The organism is Ensifer sp. GW821-FHT05G01, from assembly GCF_059419585.1.
Map to the genome: position 1 here is coordinate 16,341 of NZ_JBWKSC010000021.1, position 22,991 is coordinate 39,331.

Here is a 22,991-nt window from a genome sequence, read left to right on the forward strand (position 1 = left end):
TCGAGCCCGACTTTCCGCAGGCCTTCGACGGCCTCGTTGATCGCGGCGATGCATTTGTCGGTCAATGCAGCTTCGAGCTCGTCGACCGCTTCCAGAACCGGCTCACTCTGTACCGGCGTTCTGCCCGCACCGCCACGCCATTTCGAAAGATCGTTCATGCCTTCTCCCCGTCATTTTCTTGTCAGGTCAGCACCGTGTGCATGACGTCGTTCCATTGGCCGTTGGACCAGGACATGTCATGGCCGGCGTCGATGACCGTGTCGGTTTGATGCGATGGCGTGTTGTCGTCGCCGATGAAGGCGATGACTTCATTGGCAAGTCGGTCGCCCTTGGGCGTCACGTCCGATGAGCAGCTGTCGTTATCGACGATGCCGGCCTGGATCAGGATGGCATCGGAATAGACTTGTCCGCCGACATAGGTCGTGTGACCGAAGCTGTCGTAATCGATGATCTGAGCGGTGTTGACGATCGTGTTGCCGCCGGTGTGGATCGTGACGTCGGCGCCCGGGTTGTTGTCCAGGATCTTGTTGGCGATATAGCTGACCGAGTCGGCGTCGCCGAGAACGCTGATCTGCTTGATGACGTTGACGTCATAGAGATTGCCGGTGATGTAGAGAACGTTCAGGCCTTCATAGCCCTGGAAATTGAAGTCCTGCGAGAAGCCGGAAGGCAGCTCGTTGACGCGATCGTTGATGTTGTCGACCGCTTTCTGGATGTAGTCGGGCATCGCCTCGAAGCGATCGTTTGCACCGATGTTCTGGATCGACGCCTGGTTCCAGATCAGGTTTCCGCTCTGGTCGACGGTCATGCCGTTGCCGGCTGTGATGCCCTTGACGTGGTCGTTGTCGTAGAACACGGCGACCTGGGTGATCATGTTCATGTCCAGGATCCTGCCGCCGACGATCACCAGGTCATATTGATCGCCGACACCGAGGAAGGATGCGAGGTTCACCACCACGTTGCCGCCGGTCAGGGCCGTCGTCTGGACGCCGCTGGTGGTAACGGTCACCGTGTCGTTGTCGTTGAGGAAGTTGTATTGCTCAACCCAATGCACGAAGGACACGTCGCCATCGACCATGCTGACGCGCCAGGAATTCGGAAAGATCGAGGACTGCGCGGCATCGTCGTCGTGGTCGGATGACCCGGAATGATGGGACTCACGGCCGAAATTGGCGATGTTCATCGCGACTGTGCGCGAGGCGGATTCGGCCGAGTTGTCGCGCAGAACCTTGTCCAGCTTGTCGTTGTCGGCATAGACAAAGGATTGGGAGATCACGTCGATCTGGTGGTAGCCCCCCATCACCGCGGTTACCGGGGCGATGATACCGGTCTCGACGATGCTGACGATGTTGGCGACGATGTTGGCACCGGCTTCGACGTAAACGGAGTTGCCGCTCTTGCCCTCTTCCTGGAGCGGGCCATCGGCCCCTTCGGGATCGGCAACCGGCTGCGCCAGCCCACGATCAGGCATGAAGTCGGCAAGAACGGGCGCTTCGTCGACGCGCAAGCCGTTGACGTAAACACCCTCGATGCTGTCGGCGGCCAAGGTGAAGTTGCCATTGTTGTCCAGCGGCAACGTGTCGGGAGACACCGTTACGGGAAGCGTGATCGTATCGTCGAGCGGATCGGCGTCGGTGGGTTGGTCCGCGAGCGCAACGGTCGCAGCGGGATCGGCGCTGGCTTCCGGGTCGCTGCCTGACGCCGGTGGCTCCGGTGGCCGGTTTGCCGCGGCATAGCTCGACACATCGTCGGCGATTTTCGAAAGGCCCTCATAGGTGTCGACGCGGGTATAGTTCGCGAAGGGCGTGGCATCCGTGGCCTGCTCGCTGAATTCGGCGAGCTTGTAGGTGACGTAGGTCGTGTCGCGGGCAGCCTCCGTCGTGTCGGTCGTGTTCAGCACATCGTCGTCGCGCACCATGTTCGCCTGCACGACATGGGCGATGACCGAGCCGGGTCCGTCGTGGACGACCAGCTTGTCTTCGATGGGGGCGTCGTCTGGTTGGCCGAAGTTGCCGAACACCTTTCCGGGAACGACGTTGGCAGAAAGGGCGACCGCATCGGCAAAATGATCGCCGAAGCCCCGAATGCGCCCGAAGAGATCCACTTCGGCAATGTCGTCGGAGGGTGCCCGGTAGGGCACTTCAGGATCGTAATCGATCAACTGGAACGGCGAGGTGAAGCCGGTCGTCCTTGCTTCGCCCTCGTCGAGCTGTTGGATGCCCTCTTTGAGATCACCGCCGTCGAGCTGCTTTTGTCTCAGCCGTGCTTCATCGGTATCCGCCTCGAACATACCGATAAAGTGGGCGATGACTTCATTGACTTTTTCCGTATGCATCGTCCCGATCCTTCCCTTTTTTCCGCATCAAAGGGAGACTTCGGCGGGCTTAGACAGGCATGCCCCGGTAAAAGATACGAACCGATCCGAAATCAAGTTTCCGCGACTGCACCGGCCACGGAGGGCCGGTGCAGTCTTCTTTTGTGAAATGGATCGATCAGCCGTCGGTGTCGTGTCCGACATCGGTGGTATGCGAGTTGCCGCCAATGACGCTGGAGTCGACAGAGTTGCTGACGAGGTTCGCGCCCTGGACGATTTCCTGATGAAAGCCGGAATTTGCCAGGATCGCAGACGAGTCCGACGTCGTGCTCCCGTTGATACCGTCGCCGGCCTTGAGATCCCAATCCGACTTGGTGTCGAAGTTCAGGCCATCGCCGCCATCCGAATGCCCGCCATCTGCGCGCAAGTCGTTGTTGGCGTCGGCGTTGTTCATCTTGAAGTCGTAGGCCTGATCCTGATCGGCAAGATTGTTGGCCTGAACCACGCTGAAGCCGGTATTGTTGCCGGCGCCTTCCAGCGAGTTGTTCAGGATGTTGTCGACGTTCAGGTTGAACGAGAAGTCGTCACCGAGATTGAAGGTGAGGTCGCCACCGGCGATGCCGAGGTTGTCGAAGTCCTTGACGTCCTTGAGCGTCGCAAAGTCGTCGTCCGATTTGGTGATGATGTCGTTATCGGATGACGAGTAGTTGTTGCGGTTGTCGCCGTTTTCGTTGGCTTCGGTCTTGATGTCGGTATCGATGTCGGTCTTGGTGGTAACCTTGCTGTCGTAATCCCACTCGTAGGAATTGTCGCGGTTATCGCCATTGTTCTTCTGGTCGATGTCGGTCTCGACCTTGCTGTTGTCCTTGTAATCGTAGTCGTAATCGTAGTCGGTCGAGCTGTCGGTGTAATTGTTGCGGTTGTCGCCGTTTTCGTTGGCTTCGGTCTTGATGTCGGTATCGATGTCCGTCTTGATATGGGTGTCGTTGTCCTGCGAACTATCGCTGTAATTGTTGCGGTCATTGCCGTTGGCGATGCCAACGTTGCTCGTTGAGCCGTCGTCAACGTTCAGATCATTGGCGGCACTGGTTGCCAGTCCATCGGCGAGAGCGCCGACTTTCAGATCATCATCGGCCTTGATGCTATCGTCGAGCAGTGCGGACATGTGGTTCTCCTCCTGAGAAGGAGCCAGCACCGAAACCCCTACATCTTTTATGGGGTTTTTATCCGGGGCTGGCTCTTTTTTTTGAAGTTCAGATGATGCTCCCGCGGGATATTCATCTGTCGGGTTTCGATATATTTCAGTGTTATTTTAAATATATCTTTTTGGCGGTTTAATTACCGCACTCAATCATTACGTGTGATAATGTCGTTGTTTTTAATACTGGCTTACACGTTATTACGCTTACGCATTCACACGGTCCGCGAACCAGAACGCACACACATTTCCCTGGCTCGGATCGCACGAAACTCAAGTGCGACTTCAGGAGTTTCGCTCCGAATGCGGTGAGGCGATAGACATCAATTGGAGCTATTAGGCCCTTTTCTGGGCGAATATCGTGCGGTTTTTCTGGATTTTTCGCATCATAAGAGTTTGTTAAGATTTATGAATTTGTACGTTTAACAGGTGCTGGCGCTGACCCGACGAGTGCGCCCCAGAGTGGAGTGAGGTCTTGCCAGGCACCACGTGAAGTGGGATCCTCCTCGCCGAGGATAGCTATTAGGAAGTATTACTAGGTATTCTCTGGAGGCCGCGTCTGGCGGAGCACTATTTCTGGCGCCTGTCGCGGCCCTGGAGAGGGTGTCCGGGCTTGGGTCGCCGAAGGAAATGCAACAGATGGAAAGGCTGATTAGCCTGGGGTTAGGGCCGCTTCAGCCGTTCGAATATGCCTATGCTATACATTTGATTAAGGAATGACCCAAAGATGGTTCGATTTAGAACGATTTAAGGTCGATTCCGGAGGGCTTCTAATCCTTTTGGGTTGTTCCACCCCTCTTCTCTTTACGATACATTAGCTAGTGCGAATTTTCCGTCTGTGGGGTGAGTTCGCATTATTTCACTGGTTATGAATAAATTTGCTGAGATGGGCGTAACTCCGAGTCAGGCTGGCGCACCCATAAAAATAAATGGGAAAACCCAAGGAGGGCGTAATGCATCCTGAAGGCTCCAACGTGGGCGATTTTGAAGATAACAACAAAGCTTTGTCGCAAAAGAAAAAGATTGTCATGCTTGCCAAGATCGACCTGTTCGCCGAGTGCCTCATGCAGGCGGTCGGCTCGCGGTTTCCTGGCCATGACGTCGTCAGTCTTTCCGACCCCGACAATTTGCTCGACGGCAATCTCGTCGATGTAAGTCTGATCATGCTTTACCGCATGTCCCCCAAAACGTTTCCGACCATTCTGCGGACCATCCACGAGTTCCATCCCAAGGCCTCGATCGGGTTGGTGGTAGATAATGCCGAAGAGCTCGATCCGTCGATCGCCGGCTTCGTCGAAGAGCGGCTGATCCATGGCGTTCTTCCTCTCAATCTGCACCTCGATGTCTGCCTCGCGGCGATCGATCTGTTGATGAAGGGGGGCGAACATTTCCCCGCGGCGCTGTTGCGACGGCTGTCGGTGGACCCCTTTGCCTCGACCAAGCATTATGGCCGGCAGGCGGAAGTGTCCGATGCGGCAGTCTATGCCAATGCCGCAAAGCGGCGCCGGGAAGCCAGTCTGGGTGGGTTGACGACGCGCGAAGTGCAGATCCTCGATCTGATCTGCATGGGGACCCAGAACAAGATCATCGCCGATCGTCTTGGATTGTCGGAAAACACCGTGAAGGTCCACGTCCGCAACATCTACAAGAAGATGAACGTGCGCAACCGCACCGAAGCGGCATCGCGCTATTTCACCACCGACGCGGATTCCGAACACGCGGCAGGACCGTTTTCTTCGCGCTGGAAAAACTGACGCCGTAAGGCATCGGAACTGAGGCTTTTGCCGCCCTTCGTCTCTCGGCGAATGTGGGCGCTGGTGGACTCGGTTCGTATGTTTGCCTCGAATGCTCTCGTGTCGTTTTCAATTTTGCTGTGCCGATCCGGGCGGGCGCGGCAGGTGTTGTCGTGTCCGCAAACAAGGCCGCGATGCTGCGGATGTCGAGTGCCGAAAGGCAGTGGATGCATGGACAGTTAAAAGCGCTGATGCAGGATTTCGTCGCAGGAGGAATTTGCCTTTCTGCAGCCGCATGTCCAACCAGGTTGTCTTGGTGAAGTTAACTATAACTTTTAAACTAGTGGCTATAGCCACAATTACTTATATGTATAGTTGTGCCATGTTGATTCAACTATAACTATTATAACTTGACATTATTAGGTACCTTTCATTTATTATTTTGTATCCGCATTGACGATTGATTAATGATTTGCTAATCATCTTATATAGTGATTTCGGTGGAAGAATTCGTGGTTCTTCTTATTTTAAATTTATTGTGTCGGGTTGTGTTTTGAATTCTTGATAAAGATAATTTCCTTATTGTAGCTTTCATTCATGGCTCGTCTCCAATCACCAGATGCAATGGTGTGTATAATAATTGGAGGTGTGTAATGCGTAAGGTCGGTCGCGGTGAGCTGTCGGTCGTCGGCAGACAAGATTTTCTCAAGAAAGTTGCAGGCATACCCAAACGAATACTGGTGACCGGAGGCGGCGGATTTCTCGGGTCACATCTTTGCGAAAGACTTCTTTCCTTGGGGCACAGCGTTGTCTGCCTCGACAATTTCTCGACCGGGCGTCGGGAGAACCTTTCCCACCTTAGCGAGATCAGCCGCTTCCACATTGTGGAACACGACGTTCGCAAGCCCTTCCTCTTCGATGTCGACGTCATCTTCAACTTCGCTTCGCCGGCGTCGCCGCCGGATTACCAGGCCGACCCAGTGGGAACGTTGATGACCAACGTGCTCGGCGCCATGAACGTTCTGGAGAACGCTCGGGCCACCGGCGCCACGGTCGTGCAGTCCTCCACCTCGGAGGTCTACGGTGATCCGCTGCACAGCCCGCAGCGCGAAAGCTACTTCGGCAACGTCAACCCCATCGGGCCTCGGGCCTGCTACGATGAGGGCAAGCGATCGGCGGAAACCTTGTTCTTCGACTATCACCGCACCTATGGGGTGAAGACGAAGGTTGCGCGGATCTTCAACACCTATGGGCCGCGCATGCGCCCCGACGACGGACGTGTGATCTCGAATTTCGTGGTCCAGGCGCTGCTCGGCAAGGATCTGACGATCTATGGCGACGGCCAGCAGACGCGCTCCTTCTGTTATGTCGACGACCTCATCGAGGGCTTCATCCGGCTGTCGATCTCGGACGACAAGTGCATCGGTCCGATCAACCTCGGAAACCCGGGCGAGTTCACGGTTCTCGAACTTGCCGAGATGGTCCTCTCGATGACCGGCTCGCGCTCGTCGATCGTCCATCGTGCAGCGGCCGTCGACGATCCGCGTCAGCGCCGACCGGATATTTCCCAGGCCATGGCAGAGCTCGGCTGGGAGCCGAAGGTCGCGCTCCGCGAAGGGCTTCACCGCGCCATTGCCTATTTTGATCGCCGCCTGGGCACATCGGATCTCGCCATGGCGGGAGAGGCGGTATGATATGTCGCGCGTCGTTCTTGTCACCGGCGGAGCCGGCTTCATAGGCAGCCATACGTGCAAGCGCCTCGCCGAGGCCGGCATCCTGCCCGTTGTCTTCGACAACCTGTCGACGGGGCATCGCACCAATGTCCGCTGGGGACCGTTGGTCGAGGGAGGGCTTGAAGACACGGGACGGATCGTCGAGGCGATCCAGACCTTCAGGCCCGAATGCCTGATCCATTTTGCCGCCTCCGCCTATGTCGGGGAATCGGTCGAGGATCCCGGAAAATACTATCGCAACAATGTCGCCGGCAGCGTTTCGTTGCTCGAGGCCTGCCGTCAGGCGGGGCTGAACCGCATCGTCTTTTCCAGCACATGCGCGACATATGGCGTGCCGCCGCGTTTGCCGATCACCGAGGACACGGTCCAGCTGCCGGTCAATCCCTACGGCCGCACAAAACTGATGATCGAGCTGATGCTTGGCGATTATGCCCGGGCCTACGGGTTCCGATCCGTCGCCCTGCGTTATTTCAATGCTGCAGGCGCCGACCCTGATGGGCAGCTGACCGAGCGGCATGACCCGGAGACCCACCTGATCCCGCGGGCATTGATGGCCGCGGCCGGGCGTGTCGACAGGCTCGACGTCTTCGGCGATGACTATGCGACGCCGGACGGCACCTGCATCCGCGACTACATTCACGTCGTGGACCTGGCCGAGGCGCATGTTGCCGCTGTCGATTATCTGCGCAACGGCGGCGACCCGCTCAAGGCCAACCTCGGTTCGGGCCGCGGCACATCCGTCCGACAGGTCATCGACGCCATTCACCAGGTCACCCGCAAGCGGGTTCCGGTCCAGCTTCTGGCGCGTCGGGCCGGCGATCCGCCGGTGCTTTATGCCGACACGACCTGGGCACGCCAGACGCTCGGCTTCCGGCCGCAGCTGTCCGATATCGAAACCATCATCAAAACGGCCGCCCCCGGCTTCGGGCTGGAGGTGCGGTCATGACGAGCAGGTTCTCATCCGTCGAATTCGCCGGGACCGACGCGTCGGTAGCAGCGCCAGCAGGGGATGCGCCGGTGCCGCTCGTCGCGCTCTTTTCCAAACGCATGCGGATTGCGAACGCTTTCGGCATCGCAGCCTGGGGGGCGGCGTTCCTGTACTTCTGGGCCTGGTGGCTCGACCCCACCCATGTCACCCATTGGCCGTCCTACGTCATGATTACGATCGTGGTCGGCTGGATCACGTTGCTGCCCGCCTATTTCATCTTCATTTTCGCAGGCGCCAAGGTGGCGGGGAAGAGCGGCCGGGCCGTACCGCCTGGGCGTATCGCCATGGTGGTGACCAAGGCGCCGTCGGAGCCTTTCGCCGTTGTTCGAAAGACGCTGCTGGCGATGCTCGACCAGATCGGCTGCGACTACGACGTGTGGCTGGCGGACGAAGATCCGTCGCCCGAGACGGTCGAATGGTGCGCGCGGCAGGGTGTGTTCATTTCGACGCGCAAGGGTGTGGCAGACTATCATCGCGCCACCTGGCCGCGGCGCACCCGCTGCAAGGAGGGAAACCTCGCCTACTTCTATGACCATTACGGCTACGACCGCTACGATTTCGTCGCCCAGTTCGATGCCGATCACGTGCCCGAACCGACCTATCTCGTCGAGGTTCTGCGGCCGTTCAGCGATCCGAAGGTCGGTTATGTCTCGGCGCCGAGCATCTGCGATGCCAATGCGAAGCGCAGCTGGTCGGCGCGCGGCCGCCTTCACGCCGAGGCGAGCCTGCACGGCTCGCTGCAAGCCGGCTACAACAACGGCTGGGCGCCGCTTTGCATCGGCTCGCATTACGCCGTGCGCACCAGGGCGCTGAGAGAGGTCGGCGGCCTGGGACCCGAGCTTGCCGAGGACCATTCGACCACGCTGTTGATGAATGCCGGCGGCTGGAAGGGCGTGCATGCGCTGCAGGCGATCGCCCATGGCGATGGGCCTGCAACCTTTGCGGATCTCGTCATCCAGGAATTCCAGTGGTCGCGCAGCCTGGTGACGATCCTGCTCAAATATTCGCCGGTCTATGTGCCGCGATTGCCGATGCGGCTGAAATTCCAGTTCATCTTTTCGCAGCTCTGGTATCCGCTGTTTTCCCTGTTCATGGCGCTGATGTTCCTCATGCCGATCATCGCGCTGGTCATGGGCCGCAGCTTCGTCGCCGCCACCTATCCGGACTTCGTGCTGCATTTTGCGCCGCTGTCGCTGGTTCTGGTCGGGCTTGCCTATTTCTGGCGCTCCACGGGCACGTTCCGTCCTTTTGATGCGCGGGTGCTCAGCTGGGAAGGCATGCTGTTTCTCTTTGCCCGCTGGCCATGGTCGCTGCTTGGCTGTGTGGCGGCCGTGCGCGACCACATCAGCGGCTCGTTCGTCGACTTCCGTATCACGCCCAAGGGCACGGGGCCGGCAGCACCTTTGCCATTGCGCGTGATGATGCCCTACCTCCTGCTTTCGCTCGGCTCTGCCCTTGCGCTCTGGCTCGTCACCGATGCCGGGACGGCGCGCGGCTTCTACATCTTTACCGGCATCAATGCCCTTGTTTATGCGGGACTGGCCGCCACCATCCATATCCGGCATGCGCGTGAAAACCGGCTTGCGCTCGTTCCGCGCACAGCGATGACGGCACTGACCGGCGGCTGCCTCGTGATCATCTCGGTGCTGTCGGGGCAGTCAGCCATGCGCCACGGGGCGGAGGCGACCGAAGCCCTGTCACAGGGGCTCGGCTTCGTCGGGCTGACCGAAGCGAAGTTTTCGGTCGCCGGTGCCGGGCGGGGCGGGTCGGACCTCAGGGTCGTGCGGTTTCATTTGAAATGGAAAGGGTTTTCGCCAGCCGTAACAGACGCGCTGGGGAAAGGCTCCGGCGTGCCGGAGGTGACGGAGACGAGGGTTACCAGCAAGGTGGGGCGGCTTCAGGCATCGCTGTAAATTCAGCCTGCCTCAGCCCACCCCATCACACCGCGAACGGCCCTCAAGCGAGGAGAAAAAGTGATGAAACGGTCCATGAATGTATTGCTTCTGCCGCTTCTGCTGCCTCTCGCAGCCTTTGCGGCCTATACGGGCGCGCAGCCGGCCAGGGCGAAGATGGAGATCAAGCCGATCCCCTTGAGCGCCTACGAGGTCTATTCCCTCTACCGGAACAAGACCTGGCAATGGCCGACGGGCGGCGCTCGCTTTACCGCGCATGACAGGAAGCTCGTCGCCTTCGTCGATGACAAGGGCAAGCGCTCGTTTGCGGAAGGCAGCTGGTATGTCAGCGACCTCGGCATGATGTGCATGCAGGCAAGGTGGACGGCAGCCGATGGGTCCGGTCCTGCGCGCACCTGCTTCGGGCACAGCAAGATCGGCGACACGATCTACCAGCGGCGCGTGCCGAATGGCGATTGGTACGTCTTCAAGCATGCCAAGCCGAAGCCCGGCGACGAATACAGGAAGCTCGTCGCTTCCGACGCAATCACGGAAAAGGCGTTGCGCCTGAAGGACCAGTTCCAGGTCAAGAAGAGTGGTCGCAACCCCACAGGAGGATGACATGAAACGCAAATTGGCATTCGCCCTCTGCACGGCGCTCGCCCTTCATCTGGGGTCCGGCGCAGGTCTCGTATCCGCGTTGGCACAGGAGAAGGCCGATCTTGCCGCCAATGGCAGTGCAGGTCAGACTCAGACAATGGCCGACAAGCGCCCCGTCATCCACCCCGGCGGAACGCGGTTCGGGGCCTATGATCCACACGGCGATTTCGGCGGCCAGGCCGATGTTTCGACGGAGCATCTGTTCCTGCCGTGGGAAGACGTGGATCTGGAATCGCTGCGCCTGGCCGACGCTTACGCGCTTCAGCGCAAGCGCAAGCTCCTGGTCACCATCGAGCCCTGGTCCTGGTCGCTCGACTGGAAGCTGACACCCAATCAACTGCGCGACCGCACGCTCGCGGGCGACTACGATGCCAACATGGAAGCGATCGCTGGCATGCTGGCAGAGTTGAAGAGCCCTGTTATCGTGCGCTGGGGGCAGGAAATGGAAGACACATCCGGACGGTTCTCCTGGGCCGGATGGGTGCCACAGTACTACGTCAAGGCCTACCGCCACGCGATGGATATCGTGCGCAAGCGCGTCCCCAACGCGCAGCTGATGTGGTCGCCCAAGGGTCTGCCGAACCTTGGCGAATACTATCCAGGCGACGACTATGTCGATCTCGTCGGACTTTCGGTGTTCGGTCTCGAGCCGTACGACGCGATCGAGTACGGCGGGCCTCACACCTTCAAGCAGGCATTGAAGCCCGGCTACGATCTCGTCGCCAAATACAACAAGCCAATCTGGGTTGCCGAACTCGGATGGGAGGGTGGAAAACCCTATATGCAGCCGTGGATCGACGCGGCGACACAGCCCGATCCGGCCTTCCCCAATCTGGTCGAGGTTGTCTATTTCAACGATCGGGACGTGCATGAATGGCCGCACGATCTCGGCCGGCCGAACTGGCGCGTGGTCAACGACGCAACCAACTGATTGCGGCGCGACAGTGCCTGAACCAAAAAAGCCCCTCGCCAGCGGGCGAGAGGCTTTTACGAGAGTGAGAAAAGCGCCACTGCAAGAGTACCGAGGCGCTGCTCTTTGTTACTCGGCCGCCTGCGGCCCAAGTTCGCCACGACGGATCTGGTCCGCTTCGATCGATTCGAACAGGGCGCGGAAATTGCCCTCGCCAAACCCTTCGTCACCCTTGCGCTGGATGAACTCGAAGAAGATCGGTCCGATGACCGTCTTTGAGAAGATCTGCAGCAGGATCTTGGTCATGCCACCGTTCACCACGCCTTCGCCGTCGATCAGGATGCCGTGCTTCTTCATCCGCTCGATCGGTTCGTCGTGGCCGTGCACACGCTCGTGTGACATGTCGTAGTAGGTTTCCGGCGGACCCGGCATGAACTTCAGGTCATTGGCCGCCAGCCTGTCGGTGGCGTCGTAGATGCCGTCAGTGCCAACGGCGATGTGCTGGATGCCTTCGCCCTTGTACTTGCGCAGATATTCCTCGATCTGGCTCGTATCATCCTTGGATTCGTTCAGCGGGATGCGGATCTTGCCGCAGGGCGAGGTGATCGCACGGCTGACGAGGCCGGTAATGCGGCCGTCGATGTCGAAGAAATGGATCTGGGTGAAGTTGAACAGCTCGCGGTAGAAGGCCCACCACTTGTCCATGTTGCCGCGATAGACGTTGTGCGTCAGGTGGTCGAGATAATAGAAGCCGACGCCCTCCGGCTTCGGGTTGCGATCTCCGGTCCATTCGAATTCGGCCTCATAGGCCGAGCCCTTGGCGCCGTATGTCTCGACGAAATAGAGCAGAGATCCGCCGATGCCGACGATCGCCGGAACGTCGAGACACTTGTCGGTGCCGGAGTAGGGGACGGCACCCTTGGAAACCGCGTGGTCGAAGGCGTGCTTGGCATCGACGACGCGCCAGGCCATCGACGGGGCGCAGGGGCCGTGCTCGTCGACGAAGCGCATGGCATGGGAGCCCGGTTCGGCGTTCAGGATGTAGTTGATGTCGCCCTGTCGCCAGACGGTGATGTTCTTGGTTCTATGCCTCGCGACAGGGCTGTAGCCCATGCGGGCGAAGAGCTCGGCGAGCTTCTCCGGTTCCGGGTGGGCGAATTCGACGAATTCGAAGCCATCCGTGCCGGCCGGGTTTTCTGCCGTGATCGTTGCGGGCGGGGCGTCATGTGGGAACGGGCCCATCGGAAGTCTCCTCTTCAAGCTCTCCAGATCGCTCTGGCCTCCAAACTTCGCTGGAGTATGACGCAAATCCGATGCATGATGCTTGTATTCTTGCGTGTTTTGGGCAGGATGCCGCACGAAACGTGCAAAATGCTGTATAAGGATGCATGAATGGAGCAGCTTGACGGGTTCGATCTCAAGATCCTCAGCGAACTGCAGCGCGACGGGCATCTCACCAACAACGAGCTATCGGAGCGCATCGCCCTTTCGCCCTCGCAATGCTCGCGACGCCGCACTCGCCTGGAAGCCGAGGGGTTCATTACCGGCTACCAGGCGCAGATCGACCGGCAGAAGCTCGGGCTCGACCTCATGGTGGTGATTTCGGTAACGCTCGCCACCCACAACCGCGACAACGCCAAGCGCTTCGGCAAGCTGATCTCCAGCCTGCCGGAGGTCCTGGAGGCTTATGCACTGACCGGGGAGATGGACTATCACCTGCGGGTGGTGACACCCGACCTTGCCGGGCTCTCGCGCTTCGTCAACGATGTGCTTCTGCCGCATGACAGCGTGCAGCACGTCAAGACATCGATCGTGCTTGAAACCCTCAAGAGCTTCCAGGGCGTGCCGATTCCGGAACGCATGAAGGGCTGAGGTCGGTCTGGCATAAGGTTCATCGGCGGGAAGGGTGCTTTTCGACCTGGTCGATCGCCCGCTCGATCGCCTCAAGGCCGGTGCTGAGCGCCTTCAGGCCGCCGGCACCGATCAGGTCATTGAGTTGCGCCTGATAGGCGCTCGCGAGATCTGTCAGTTCACGATAGGCGGTCCGGCCGGCTTTGGTCAGTTCCAGATGTTCCAGTCGGCGGTCGTCCTGGTCCTCGCTGCGCTTCAGCCAGCGCCGCTCCTCCAGCGCCGAGACGGCGCGGCTGACCTTAGTCTTGTGCATGGCCGAATGGGCGCCAACATCCGTTGCCGTCATGGCGTTGCCGGCGCTTCCAAGCGCTGCCAGCGTGCGCCACTCCGGACGCGTCAGCTGGTAGCGTGCCTTGTATTCGGCCGCGAAGCGCACGGCGACGAACTCGGCGGCGCGGTTCAGTCTGTAGGGCAGGAACGCATTGAGCTCGAAGCCTTCGGCCGACATTCGTGGCATCCTTGATAGTTACAAAATCGATAGTTACGATTGCAACTAATAGGCTCGCAGCGCGCCACCGTCCACTCGGACTTCAGGTGACGCCCAAACGCATTGAACGTGCCTTCGCCTTCCGGGATCAGCTGTGATCGCCGACGGGGCAGGCACCTGAGGAGGAGGTTCAGGCCATGTTGGACAAGGCACAAAAGCAGGCGGGCGCCGGTTCGACCGCCGCTCACGCACTGGATTACATGCCGGGTTTCGGCAACGACTTCGAGACCGAGAGCTTGCCCGGCGCTTTGCCGCAGGGCCAGAACAGTCCACAGAAATGCGCCTATGGTCTCTATGCCGAGCAGCTTTCCGGCTCGCCCTTTACCGCGCCGCGCGGCACCAACGAGCGCTCCTGGCTATACCGCATTCGCCCGAGCGTGCGCCACACCGGGCGCTTCCAGAAGATTGATTACCCGCACTGGAAGACCGCGCCGCATGTGGCCGACCATTCGCTGGCGCTCGGCCAGCTGCGCTGGGGGCCGTTGCCGGAGCCTTCGGAGAAACTCAACTTCCTCGAAGGCATCCGCACGATGACGACGGCCGGCGACGCGCTGACGCAGGGCGGCATGGCCGCCCATGCCTATGCCTTCAATGCCGACATGGTCGATGACTACTTCTTCAATGCCGATGGCGAGCTTCTGATCGTGCCGGAATGCGGCGCCATCCAGGTGTTCACCGAACTGGGCAAGATGGATGTCGAACCCTCGGAAATCTGCCTTGTGCCGCGCGGCACGATGTTCAAGGTGACCCGCCTTGGCGAGGAAAAGGTCTGGCGCGGGTATCTCTGCGAAAACTACGGTGCCAAGTTCACGCTGCCGGACCGCGGTCCGATCGGCGCCAACTGCCTTGCCAATCCGCGCGACTTCAAGACGCCGGTTGCGGCATACGAAGAAAAGGAAACACCCTGTCGCGTGCATGTGAAGTGGTGCGGCCAATTCCACGTGACCGAGATCGGTCATTCGCCGCTCGACGTGATCGCCTGGCACGGCAATTACGCGCCCTACAAATACGATCTCAGAACCTTCTCGCCTGTTGGAGCGATCCTGTTCGACCACCCCGATCCGTCGATCTTCACGGTGCTGACAGCACCGTCGGGTGAAGAGGGCACGGCGAATATCGACTTCGTCATCTTCCCGCCACGCTGGCTTGTGGCCGAACATTCCTTCCGTCCGCCTTGGTACCACCGCAACATCATGAGCGAGTTCATGGGCCTGATCTATGGCCGCTACGATGCCAAGGAAGAAGGGTTCGTGCCCGGCGGCATGAGCCTGCACAACATGATGCTGGCGCATGGGCCGGATGCCACCGGCTTCGAGAAAGCGACAAACAGCGAGTTGAAACCGGTGAAGCTCGACCATACGATGGCCTTCATGTTCGAGACCCGCTTCCCGCAGCAGTTGACCCGCTTCGCCGCCGAACTGGAGACGTTGCAGGACAACTATATCGACTGCTGGACAGACCTCAAAAAGCGCTTCAACGGCACGCCGGAAGGCGATTGGTCTTGAGGGCACGGTTGGTTCTGCTCGGCAGCAAGGGTGGCCCGGCAATCCGTCCGGGCGGCCCTTGGCCGACCTCTTCGCTGCTTGAGATCGGCGGCCGCACGGTTGTCGTCGACTGCGGCCTTGGCGTCACCCGGGGCCTCACGGATGCCGGCGTCAACCTCAAGGCGCTTGAGCTGGTGTTCATCACCCATCTGCATTCCGACCACGTGCTCGAGCTCGGGCCGCTGATCCACACCGCCTGGACCGCCGGTCTTGCCACAGCCGTCAGCGTCTTCGGCCCGCCGGGAACGGCCGATTACTGGCATGGCTTTCTGCAGGCGATGAAATTCGACATCGATATCCGTATCATCGACGAGGGTCGGCCCGATCTGCGCCAACTTGTCGACATCGTCGAGTTTGGCGAAGGCGACGTTTTGGTCGAGGGCGGCTTGCGGGTTTCGGCGCTGCGCGTCGATCATCCGCCGGTCACCGATTGCTTCGCGCTGCGGTTCGACCATGCGGGGGCGAGCGTCGTCTTTTCCGCCGACACGGCCTATTTCCCGCCGCTTGCCGATTTTGCTGCAGGTGCCGACATTCTGGTGCACGAGGCGATGCTGGCGGAGGGCGTCGACCGGCTGGTGGCGCGCACCGGCAACGGTGCGCGGCTGAAGGAACACCTGCTCGCGAGCCACAGTTTTGCCGGGGAAGCCGGCATGATCGCCACGGCCGCCGGCGTGGGGCGACTGGTGCTGCACCATCTCATTCCGGCCGACGACGCTTTGATCGGCGAGGCGGATTGGGTCGCGGCCACGCGCAAAAGCTGGGCTGGTGCCTTGACGATCGCGTCTGACGGCCTTGTTGTGGAAGTTGCGGACGATTCGTCTGCGTAGAGGGAGGATTGCATGAAACTGGCGACACTCAAGGATGGTTCGCGTGATGGAAAACTCGCGGTCGTCTCCCGCGATCTCACCCGCTGCTCGGAAGTCGGGCACATCGCCCGCACGCTGCAGGCTGCACTCGACGATTGGGCCCACACCGGCCCGCGGCTCGAGCGCGTGGCCGAAGGCATCGAGACCGGCGCACAGCCAACGATCCGCTTCCACGAACACGATGCGCTTTCGCCGCTGCCGCGCGCCTACCAATGGGCCGATGGTTCGGCCTACGTCAACCACGTCGAACTGGTGCGAAAAGCCCGCAATGCCGAGATGCCGGCGAGCTTCTGGACCGATCCGCTGATCTACCAGGGCGGCTCCGACAGCTTCATCGCACCGCGTGATCCCATCCTGATGGCGGACGAAAGCTGGGGCGTCGACATGGAGGGCGAGATTGCCGTCGTCGTCGACGATGTTCCGATGGGCGCCTCGCTGGAGGAGGCACGCGCCGCGATCCGCCTGGTCATGCTCGTCAACGACGTGTCGCTGCGTGGCCTGATCCCCGCCGAACTCGCCAAGGGGTTCGGTTTCTACCAGTCGAAGCCGTCGTCGGCCTTCTCGCCGGTCGCAGTCACGCCGGACGAACTGGGCGATGCCTGGGACGGTGGCAAGCTGCACCTGCCGCTTCATGTCGACCTCAACGGCAAGCCGTTCGGTCGCGCCGATGCCGGCGTTGACATGACCTTCGACTTCGGTCAGCTGATCGCCCATGCAGCCAAGACGAGGCCGCTTGCCGCAGGCACGATCATCGGCTCGGGCACGGTTTCCAACAAGCTCAACGGCGGCCCCGGAAAGCCGGTCTCGGAAGGTGGTGCCGGCTATTCCTGCATTGCCGAGCTGCGCATGATCGAGACGATCGTCGGCGGTGCGCCGAAGACGCATTTCCTGCGGTTCGGCGACACCGTGCGCATCGAGATGAAGGACAAGGCCGGCCACTCGATCTTCGGGGCGATCGAACAGTCAGTCGGGCCTTACGAAAAGGCCTGATCGTGGGCAGCGCACGCGACGAGGGTGGCAGCATGGCCGAAACCGTTCTCTATGACTATTGGCGGTCGTCGGCCAGCTACCGCGTCCGCATTGCGTTGAATAGCCTTGACCAGGCCTATCGTTCGGTGCCGGTGGACCTGCTTGCCAGGGCCCATCGCCAATCCGATCATCTCGACCGCAATCCGCAGGGGCTGCTGCCCGTGCTCGACATCGACGGCGAGCGGTTGACGCAATCGCTCGCCATCATCGAATACCTGGCGGAAACGCGGGAAAAGACCGGCTTCCTGCCCGATGACGCCGCCGGGCGGCAGCGCGTGCGTGCGCTGTGCTATGCGATTGCCATGGACATTCACCCGGTCTGCAATCTCGGCGTCGTGTCCTACGTCATGGCCAATGCTGCGGATGGCGAGGCGGCGCGCCGCGACTGGATGCGCAAGTTCATCGGCGAGGGGCTCACTGCGTTCGAGCGCCTGCTCGACCACCCTGCTACGGGCAGCTTCTGCCATGGCGATACGCCCGGTATGGCGGATTTCTGTCTGGTGCCGCAGGTCTACAACGCCCGCCGCTGGGAGGTCGATCTCTCGGCCTGCCCGAAACTTGTCGCGATTGACCAGCGCTGCGCCGAGATCGACGCCTTTGCCCGCGCCCATCCCGACCGCACCCCGCGTTAGGCTTCTGAGCCCGCGTTGCCAAGCCGCTCCGTCGCCGTCTGGCCGGTTCCGTCCAGCCGATGTCGCGAATGGATCGACAGGCGATCGAAGGCCGCGCTAGTTTTCGCGGTGACTGGCCGTATAAGGGGGGCCGGAAAAACCTCTGGAGCGAGAGACAGATACCGATGAAAAGCTATGTGCTGACCGTCACCTGCAAATCCACCCGCGGCATCGTTGCTGCCATTACCGGTTATCTCGCGGAAAAAGGCTGTTACATCACCGACAGTTCGCAGTTCGACGACCTGCAGACGGGCCTGTTCTTCATGCGGCTGACCTTCATCAGCCAGGAAGGCGCAAAGATCGAGGAATTGCGGGAAGGCTTTGCGCCCGTCGTCAAGCGCTTCGACATGACCTGCGAGATCCGCGACAGCGAAGAGCGCATGAAGGTGGTGCTGATGGTGTCGCGTTTCGGCCATTGCCTCAACGACCTTCTCTACCGCTGGAAGATCGGCGCCCTGCCGATCGATATCGTCGCCGTCATCTCGAACCATTTCGATTACCAGAAGGTGGTCGTCAATCACGACATTCCCTTCCACCACATCAAGGTGACCAAGGACAACAAGCCGCAGGCGGAAGCCCGCATGCTGGAGATCGTCGAGCAGACGGATGCCGATCTCGTCGTGCTTGCCCGCTACATGCAGGTTCTCTCCGACCAGCTCTGCAAGAAGATGTCGGGCCGGATCATCAACATCCACCACTCCTTCCTGCCATCGTTCAAGGGCGCCAACCCCTACAAGCAGGCCTATGAGCGCGGCGTGAAGCTGATCGGCGCGACGGCGCACTACGTCACCGAGGATCTCGACGAAGGTCCGATCATCGAGCAGGACATCGCCCGCATTACCCACGCCCAGAGCGCCGAAGACTATGTCTCGATCGGCCGCGACGTGGAAAGCCAGGTGCTGGCGCGGGCTGTTCACGCCCATATCCACCATCGCTGCTTCATCAACGGCAACCGCGTCGTCGTCTTCCCGGCAAGCCCGGGCTCCTACGCCTCTGAGCGCATGGGTTAAGCAGCGGTGTGATTGGGTCTCTCGCCGCCAAGCGGGGAGAGACCTAAGGGGCAATTGCCCCCTGAAAACGAGAGGCGCCACCGGTTCGACCGGTGGCGCTCTTTTGTCAGTGCAACAGCTCCAGCCCGACGGCCGTCGCCTCACCGCCGCCGATGCAGAGCGAGGCGATGCCGCGCTTGACGCCCTTGGCGCGCATGGCGTGCAGGAGCGTCACGATGATGCGGGCGCCGGAGGCGCCGATCGGATGGCCGAGCGCGCAGGCGCCGCCGTTGATGTTGACGATCTCGTCTGACAGACCGAGATCGCGGATTGCGGCCATCGCGACCACGGCGAAGGCCTCGTTGATTTCGTAAAGGCCGACGCTGCCCTTCTCCCAGGCAAGTTTGGCCATCAGCTTGTCGATCGCGCCGATCGGTGCCGTGGTAAACCAGGCCGGTTCCTGCGCATGGGCGGCATGGCCAGCGACGACGGCAAGCGGCGTCAGCCCGCGCTTTTCCGCCTCGCTCGCACGCATCAAAATCAGCGCCGCTGCACCGTCCGATATCGACGACGAATTGGCAGCGGTCACGCTGCCACCATCACGAAAGGCGGCTTTCAGCTTCGGGATCTTTGCCGGATCCGATTTGGTCGGCTGCTCGTCGCGATCAAGGTTGGCGGTCTGCCGCTTGCCGGCGCCGCTGACGGCCACCGTTTCCTCGGCAAAGGAACCATCTTCGGCTGCCCGATTGGCGCGCTCCAGCGAGTGCAGCGCAAACGCGTCCTGATCGTTGCGCGAGAACTGGTAGTGTTCGGCCGTGTCTTCGGCATAGGTGCCCATCAGCCGGCCGGAATAGGCGTCCTCAAGGCCGTCGAGGAACATGTGATCCTTGACCTCGCCATGCCCCAGGCGGAAGCCGCCACGCGCTTTCGGCAACAGATAGGGGGCGTTGGTCATCGACTCCATGCCGCCGACGGCAAGCACCGACGCGCTGCCCGAGAGAAGCGCGTCGTGGCCGAGCATCAGGGCCTTCATGCCGGAGCCGCAGACCTTGGAGATAGTCGTCGACGGCGTTTCCTTGCCAAGGCCGGCGCCAAGTGCTGCCTGGCGCGCTGGGTTCTGGCCGATGCCGGCCGGCAACACATTGCCCATCAGCACTTCGTCGACAGCGTCAAGGCCGGCGCGGTCGAGTGCTGCCTTCAGCGCTATGGCGCCGATTTCCGGTGCGGTCAGATCCTTCAGGCTGCCCTGAAAGGCGCCCATCGGGGTGCGCGCGGCCGAAACGATGACGATCGGATCAGTTCTGCTCATGTCTTTCTCCCATACGGCAAAGGCAACGGTTGACGCTGGCGGGCGCCATTTCACCGGTACGCCGCTCAGATATGCAGTGCATGCCCCAGCGCCTTGAGCGCTGCTTCCTGGAACGCTTCCGACTGGGTTGGGTGCGCGTGGATCGTGCCGGCGATGTCTTCCAGCCGTGCGCCCATCTCGATCGCAAGCCCGAAGCTTGCCGAAAGCTCCGACACGCCGTGGCCAACGGCCTGGATGCCGAGGACCAGGTGATTGTCGGCGCGGGCGACGACGCGCACGAAACCGTCCTCCGACAGCGTCGTCATGGCGCGGCCGTTCGCCTGGAAGGGGAACTGGCCGATCTTGATCTCGATGCCTGTGGCGCGGGCTTCGTCGGGCGAAAGGCCTGCCGTCACGATTTCCGGGTCGGTGAAGCAGACGGCAGGAATGCAGCGCTTGTCCCAGGCGCGCTTGTTGCCGGCGACGATCTCGGCGACCATTTCCCCTTGCGCCATGGCGCGGTGCGCCAGCATAGGTTCGCCGGTGACGTCGCCGATCGCATAGATGCCGCGCATCGAGGTGCGGCACTGGTCGTCGATGCGGATGAATTTTCCGGCGCGGTCGAGATCGATTTCTTCGAGCCCGAAACCGTCGGTCACCGGTCGGCGGCCGACCGTCACCAGCACCTTTTCGGCCGGCACCTCGATCGGACGGCCATTGTGTTCGGCGAGCAGGGTCTTGCCGTCGGCGGAGAGCCCCCTGGCGACCGTCTGGGTGAACACCTCGACGCCGAGCTCGCCAAGGCGCTTGGCGATCGGCTTCGACAGGTCGGCGTCATACTGCGGCAGGATGCGCGTCTGCGCCTCAAGCACGGTGACATGGGCGCCGAGCTTGGCAAAGGCGGTGCCGAGTTCCAGCCCGATATAGCCGCCGCCGATGACGGCGACGCTGGCCGGCACGCTTTTAAGCGACAGCGCCTCGGTCGACGAAATGATCGGGCCACCGAAGGGCATGTCGGCAAGTTCGATCGGTGCCGAGCCGGTGGCAATCACGATCGCTTCGGCGCGAATGCGCTGCAGGCCGGTTTCGGTCTCGACGTCGACCGTCTTGCCGTCGACGAAACGAGCCGTCCCGATGACGGCTTTGACGCCCGCTTTCTTCAGAAGGCCGGTGACGCCGCCGTTCAGGCGTCCGACGATGCCGTCCTTCCAGGCGACGGTGCGGGCGAGATCGATCGTCGGGTTGGCGAGCGACAGGCCGAGCGGGCTGCGGCCGGAGGCCGCCGAGCGCAATTTATGGAATTCGTCGGCGGCGTGGATCAGCGCCTTCGAAGGAATGCAGCCGACATTGAGGCAGGTGCCGCCGGCCTTCGCCTTCTCGACGATGACGGTGTCGACGCCGAGCTGGCCGGCGCGGATGGCGCAGATGTAGCCGCCGGGGCCGGCGCCGATGACGAGCAGCTTGCAGGAGATTTCCTTCATGATCGCCTCATGCCTCCACGAAAATCAGTGCTGGCGTTTCGAGCAGCGTCTTCAGCCGCTGCACGAAAGTGGCCGCATCCCAGCCGTCGATGACGCGGTGGTCGAAGCTCGACGACAGGTTCATGATCTTGCGCGGCACGAACTGCGTTCCGTCCCAGACCGGGCGGACCGCCAGCTTGTTGACGCCGACGATCGCCACTTCGGGGTGGTTGATGACCGGGGTCGAGACGATGCCGCCGAGCGCGCCGAGCGAGGAGATGGTGATGGTCGAGCCGGTGAGTTCGTCGCGCGTCGCGGTGCCGGTGCGGGCCGCTTCCGCCAGCCGGTTGAGCTCGATGGCGCAGTCCCAGATGCCGCGCGCTTCGGCATGGCGCACGACCGGCACGGTCAGGCCTGCCGGCGTCTGCGTGGCGATGCCGATATGCACGGCATGGTGACGGCTGATGATGCCGGCGCCGTCGTCGAAGGTGGAGTTGACACCGGGCAGATCGGCGATCGCCCGGACCAGCGCGCGCATCAGATAGGGCAGGATCGTCAACTTCGGCTGATCCGGCTTGCGATCGCGGTTCATCATCGTGCGCAGGTCTTCGAGCGCCGTCATGTCGACCTCCTCCACATAGGTGATGTGGGGGATGCGCGAGGTCGACAGCGTCATCTTCTCGGCGATGCGGCGGCGAAGGCCGGTGACCTTGATCTCGTCGACGGCAGTCTTGCGCACGAGCCCGGCAGGCACTGCAGCTGGTTGCGCGCCGCGGGCAAGAAACTGGTCGAGATCGTCGTGAGTGATGCGGCCGGCAGGGCCGCTGCCGCTGACCTGGCGCAGGTCGACGCCGCTGTCTCGGGCGCGTTGCCGCACGGCCGGTGAGGCCAGTGCCTTTTCCAGACGTTCAGGGGAGACGTGCACGCCATTGGCGCCGGGCGCCGGCGTCTTCACCTCCACTTTTGCAGGCTGCGCCGGTTTTGCGACCGGAGTTGCGGTCTCGGCTTTCGCTGCCGGTTTCTCTTCTTCCTTGGCGACGGGCTTTTCATCCAGCGCAGGCGTTGCTTCACCTTCGCCCGCGATTTCGATGCGCACCAGCGGCGCCTTGACCGCGACCGTGTCGCCGATCTCGGCGCCGAGCCAGAGCACCGTGCCGTTGACCGGCGAGGGAATTTCGACCGTCGCCTTGTCGGTCATCACGGCAGCGAGGATCATGTCCTCGCGCACGGGATCGCCTGGTTTCACATGCCATTCGACCAGCTCGGCCTCGGCCACGCCTTCGCCGACATCCGGCATCTTGATTACGAATTCGCCCAT

At 61.3% G+C, this 22,991-nt stretch carries 19 protein-coding genes; 12 read left to right on the plus strand and 7 right to left on the minus strand.

The genetic code is table 11. The features are described 5' to 3' along the window. Nucleotides 1-181 precede the first annotated feature (181 nt). Together AC07UR_RS33125 and AC07UR_RS33130 are read right to left on the minus strand one after the other, a co-directional pair. Entirely contained in the window at nucleotides 182-2,335 is a 2,154-nt protein-coding gene (locus tag AC07UR_RS33125; protein WP_209793218.1) for a hypothetical protein, read from the minus strand. A gap of 157 nt (nucleotides 2,336-2,492) precedes the next feature. Next, nucleotides 2,493-3,479 (minus strand): fibrinogen-binding protein, encoded by a 987-nt coding sequence (locus AC07UR_RS33130; RefSeq protein WP_209793220.1) that lies wholly within the window; start codon nucleotides 3,477-3,479, stop codon nucleotides 2,493-2,495. Nucleotides 3,480-4,465: 986 nt separating this feature from the next. Here AC07UR_RS33130 and AC07UR_RS33135 point away from each other — a divergent pair. The 6 genes from AC07UR_RS33135 (at nucleotide 4,466) to AC07UR_RS33160 (ending at nucleotide 11,449) form a co-directional block, all read left to right on the plus strand. After that, nucleotides 4,466-5,266, plus strand: a complete 801-nt coding sequence (locus tag AC07UR_RS33135) for a LuxR family transcriptional regulator (RefSeq protein WP_077504893.1) — start codon at nucleotides 4,466-4,468, stop codon at nucleotides 5,264-5,266. 632 nt (nucleotides 5,267-5,898) lie between these two features. Further along, nucleotides 5,899-6,939: a UDP-glucuronic acid decarboxylase family protein gene (locus AC07UR_RS33140; RefSeq protein ID WP_173423779.1), complete on the plus strand. Its 1,041-nt coding sequence runs from the start codon at nucleotides 5,899-5,901 to the stop codon at nucleotides 6,937-6,939. A gap of 1 nt (nucleotide 6,940) precedes the next feature. Next, complete coding sequence (gene galE / locus AC07UR_RS33145) at nucleotides 6,941-7,924, plus strand: UDP-glucose 4-epimerase GalE (protein ID WP_209793223.1); 984 nt, start codon at nucleotides 6,941-6,943, stop codon at nucleotides 7,922-7,924. Next, nucleotides 7,921-9,879: a glycosyltransferase family 2 protein gene (locus AC07UR_RS33150; protein WP_234942085.1), complete on the plus strand. Its 1,959-nt coding sequence runs from the start codon at nucleotides 7,921-7,923 to the stop codon at nucleotides 9,877-9,879. Before galE ends, AC07UR_RS33150 begins: the two co-directional genes overlap by 4 nt. A gap of 75 nt (nucleotides 9,880-9,954) precedes the next feature. Next, nucleotides 9,955-10,479, plus strand: a complete 525-nt coding sequence (locus AC07UR_RS33155; protein ID WP_234903156.1) for a DUF995 domain-containing protein — start codon at nucleotides 9,955-9,957, stop codon at nucleotides 10,477-10,479. 1 nt (nucleotide 10,480) lies between these two features. Then, nucleotides 10,481-11,449, plus strand: coding sequence for a glycoside hydrolase family 26 protein (locus tag AC07UR_RS33160; RefSeq protein ID WP_209793224.1), 969 nt, complete (start codon nucleotides 10,481-10,483; stop codon nucleotides 11,447-11,449). A 108-nt stretch (nucleotides 11,450-11,557) separates the two neighbouring features. On the opposite strand, the gene hppD is transcribed toward AC07UR_RS33160, so the two are convergent. After that, the gene (hppD, locus tag AC07UR_RS33165) at nucleotides 11,558-12,670 is read right to left on the minus strand and encodes a 4-hydroxyphenylpyruvate dioxygenase (protein ID WP_209793226.1); all 1,113 of its coding nucleotides are present in this window, start codon (nucleotides 12,668-12,670) and stop codon (nucleotides 11,558-11,560) included. A 150-nt stretch (nucleotides 12,671-12,820) separates the two neighbouring features. On the opposite strand from hppD, the gene AC07UR_RS33170 reads away from it, so the two are divergent. Continuing rightward, nucleotides 12,821-13,300, plus strand: a complete 480-nt coding sequence (locus tag AC07UR_RS33170; protein WP_173423774.1) for an Lrp/AsnC family transcriptional regulator — start codon at nucleotides 12,821-12,823, stop codon at nucleotides 13,298-13,300. A gap of 19 nt (nucleotides 13,301-13,319) precedes the next feature. Here AC07UR_RS33170 and AC07UR_RS33175 read toward each other — a convergent pair whose 3' ends face one another. Next, nucleotides 13,320-13,787: a MarR family winged helix-turn-helix transcriptional regulator gene (locus tag AC07UR_RS33175; protein ID WP_209793229.1), complete on the minus strand. Its 468-nt coding sequence runs from the start codon at nucleotides 13,785-13,787 to the stop codon at nucleotides 13,320-13,322. A 176-nt stretch (nucleotides 13,788-13,963) separates the two neighbouring features. Between AC07UR_RS33175 and hmgA the strand changes: the two genes are divergently transcribed. The 5 genes from hmgA to purU all read left to right on the plus strand — a co-directional run bounded on the left by hmgA (nucleotide 13,964) and on the right by purU (nucleotide 18,946). Then, complete coding sequence (hmgA, locus tag AC07UR_RS33180; RefSeq protein ID WP_209793231.1) at nucleotides 13,964-15,331, plus strand: homogentisate 1,2-dioxygenase; 1,368 nt, start codon at nucleotides 13,964-13,966, stop codon at nucleotides 15,329-15,331. Further along, nucleotides 15,328-16,197, plus strand: a complete 870-nt coding sequence (locus AC07UR_RS33185; RefSeq protein ID WP_209793233.1) for an MBL fold metallo-hydrolase — start codon at nucleotides 15,328-15,330, stop codon at nucleotides 16,195-16,197. Before hmgA ends, AC07UR_RS33185 begins: the two co-directional genes overlap by 4 nt. A gap of 12 nt (nucleotides 16,198-16,209) precedes the next feature. Beyond that, the gene (locus AC07UR_RS33190) at nucleotides 16,210-17,226 is read left to right on the plus strand and encodes a fumarylacetoacetate hydrolase family protein (protein ID WP_209793235.1); all 1,017 of its coding nucleotides are present in this window, start codon (nucleotides 16,210-16,212) and stop codon (nucleotides 17,224-17,226) included. A gap of 32 nt (nucleotides 17,227-17,258) precedes the next feature. Continuing rightward, nucleotides 17,259-17,897 carry a maleylacetoacetate isomerase gene (maiA, locus tag AC07UR_RS33195; protein WP_209793237.1) on the plus strand — a complete coding sequence of 213 codons (639 nt, stop codon included), beginning with the start codon at nucleotides 17,259-17,261 and terminating at the stop codon, nucleotides 17,895-17,897. A gap of 164 nt (nucleotides 17,898-18,061) precedes the next feature. Next, on the plus strand, nucleotides 18,062-18,946 hold the full coding sequence (purU, locus tag AC07UR_RS33200) for a formyltetrahydrofolate deformylase (RefSeq protein ID WP_077504882.1): 885 nt from the start codon (nucleotides 18,062-18,064) through the stop codon (nucleotides 18,944-18,946). A 106-nt stretch (nucleotides 18,947-19,052) separates the two neighbouring features. Here the strand turns inward: purU and AC07UR_RS33205 are convergent, their stop codons facing one another. The 3 genes from AC07UR_RS33205 to AC07UR_RS33215 form a co-directional block, all read right to left on the minus strand. Beyond that, nucleotides 19,053-20,234, minus strand: coding sequence for an acetyl-CoA C-acyltransferase (locus tag AC07UR_RS33205; protein WP_209793239.1), 1,182 nt, complete (start codon nucleotides 20,232-20,234; stop codon nucleotides 19,053-19,055). Nucleotides 20,235-20,299: 65 nt separating this feature from the next. Next, nucleotides 20,300-21,694, minus strand: a complete 1,395-nt coding sequence (gene lpdA / locus AC07UR_RS33210) for a dihydrolipoyl dehydrogenase (protein ID WP_209793241.1) — start codon at nucleotides 21,692-21,694, stop codon at nucleotides 20,300-20,302. 7 nt (nucleotides 21,695-21,701) lie between these two features. Further along, nucleotides 21,702-22,991, minus strand: coding sequence for a dihydrolipoamide acetyltransferase family protein (locus AC07UR_RS33215; protein WP_209793243.1), 1,290 nt, complete (start codon nucleotides 22,989-22,991; stop codon nucleotides 21,702-21,704).

Coding starts and splice junctions, on each gene's coding strand:
- AC07UR_RS33125 (WP_209793218.1), bottom strand. CDS start 2,335: ATGCATACGGAAAAAGTCAATGAAGTCATCGCCCACTTTATCGGTATG.
- AC07UR_RS33130 (WP_209793220.1), bottom strand. CDS start 3,479: ATGTCCGCACTGCTCGACGATAGCATCAAGGCCGATGATGATCTGAAA.
- AC07UR_RS33135 (WP_077504893.1), top strand. CDS start 4,466: ATGCATCCTGAAGGCTCCAACGTGGGCGATTTTGAAGATAACAACAAA.
- AC07UR_RS33140 (WP_173423779.1), top strand. CDS start 5,899: ATGCGTAAGGTCGGTCGCGGTGAGCTGTCGGTCGTCGGCAGACAAGAT.
- galE (WP_209793223.1), top strand. CDS start 6,941: ATGTCGCGCGTCGTTCTTGTCACCGGCGGAGCCGGCTTCATAGGCAGC.
- AC07UR_RS33150 (WP_234942085.1), top strand. CDS start 7,921: ATGACGAGCAGGTTCTCATCCGTCGAATTCGCCGGGACCGACGCGTCG.
- AC07UR_RS33155 (WP_234903156.1), top strand. CDS start 9,955: ATGAATGTATTGCTTCTGCCGCTTCTGCTGCCTCTCGCAGCCTTTGCG.
- AC07UR_RS33160 (WP_209793224.1), top strand. CDS start 10,481: ATGAAACGCAAATTGGCATTCGCCCTCTGCACGGCGCTCGCCCTTCAT.
- hppD (WP_209793226.1), bottom strand. CDS start 12,670: ATGGGCCCGTTCCCACATGACGCCCCGCCCGCAACGATCACGGCAGAA.
- AC07UR_RS33170 (WP_173423774.1), top strand. CDS start 12,821: ATGGAGCAGCTTGACGGGTTCGATCTCAAGATCCTCAGCGAACTGCAG.
- AC07UR_RS33175 (WP_209793229.1), bottom strand. CDS start 13,787: ATGTCGGCCGAAGGCTTCGAGCTCAATGCGTTCCTGCCCTACAGACTG.
- hmgA (WP_209793231.1), top strand. CDS start 13,964: ATGTTGGACAAGGCACAAAAGCAGGCGGGCGCCGGTTCGACCGCCGCT.
- AC07UR_RS33190 (WP_209793235.1), top strand. CDS start 16,210: ATGAAACTGGCGACACTCAAGGATGGTTCGCGTGATGGAAAACTCGCG.
- maiA (WP_209793237.1), top strand. CDS start 17,259: ATGGCCGAAACCGTTCTCTATGACTATTGGCGGTCGTCGGCCAGCTAC.
- purU (WP_077504882.1), top strand. CDS start 18,062: ATGAAAAGCTATGTGCTGACCGTCACCTGCAAATCCACCCGCGGCATC.
- AC07UR_RS33205 (WP_209793239.1), bottom strand. CDS start 20,234: ATGAGCAGAACTGATCCGATCGTCATCGTTTCGGCCGCGCGCACCCCG.
- lpdA (WP_209793241.1), bottom strand. CDS start 21,694: ATGAAGGAAATCTCCTGCAAGCTGCTCGTCATCGGCGCCGGCCCCGGC.
- AC07UR_RS33215 (WP_209793243.1), bottom strand. CDS start 22,991: ATGGGCGAATTCGTAATCAAGATGCCGGATGTCGGCGAAGGCGTGGCC.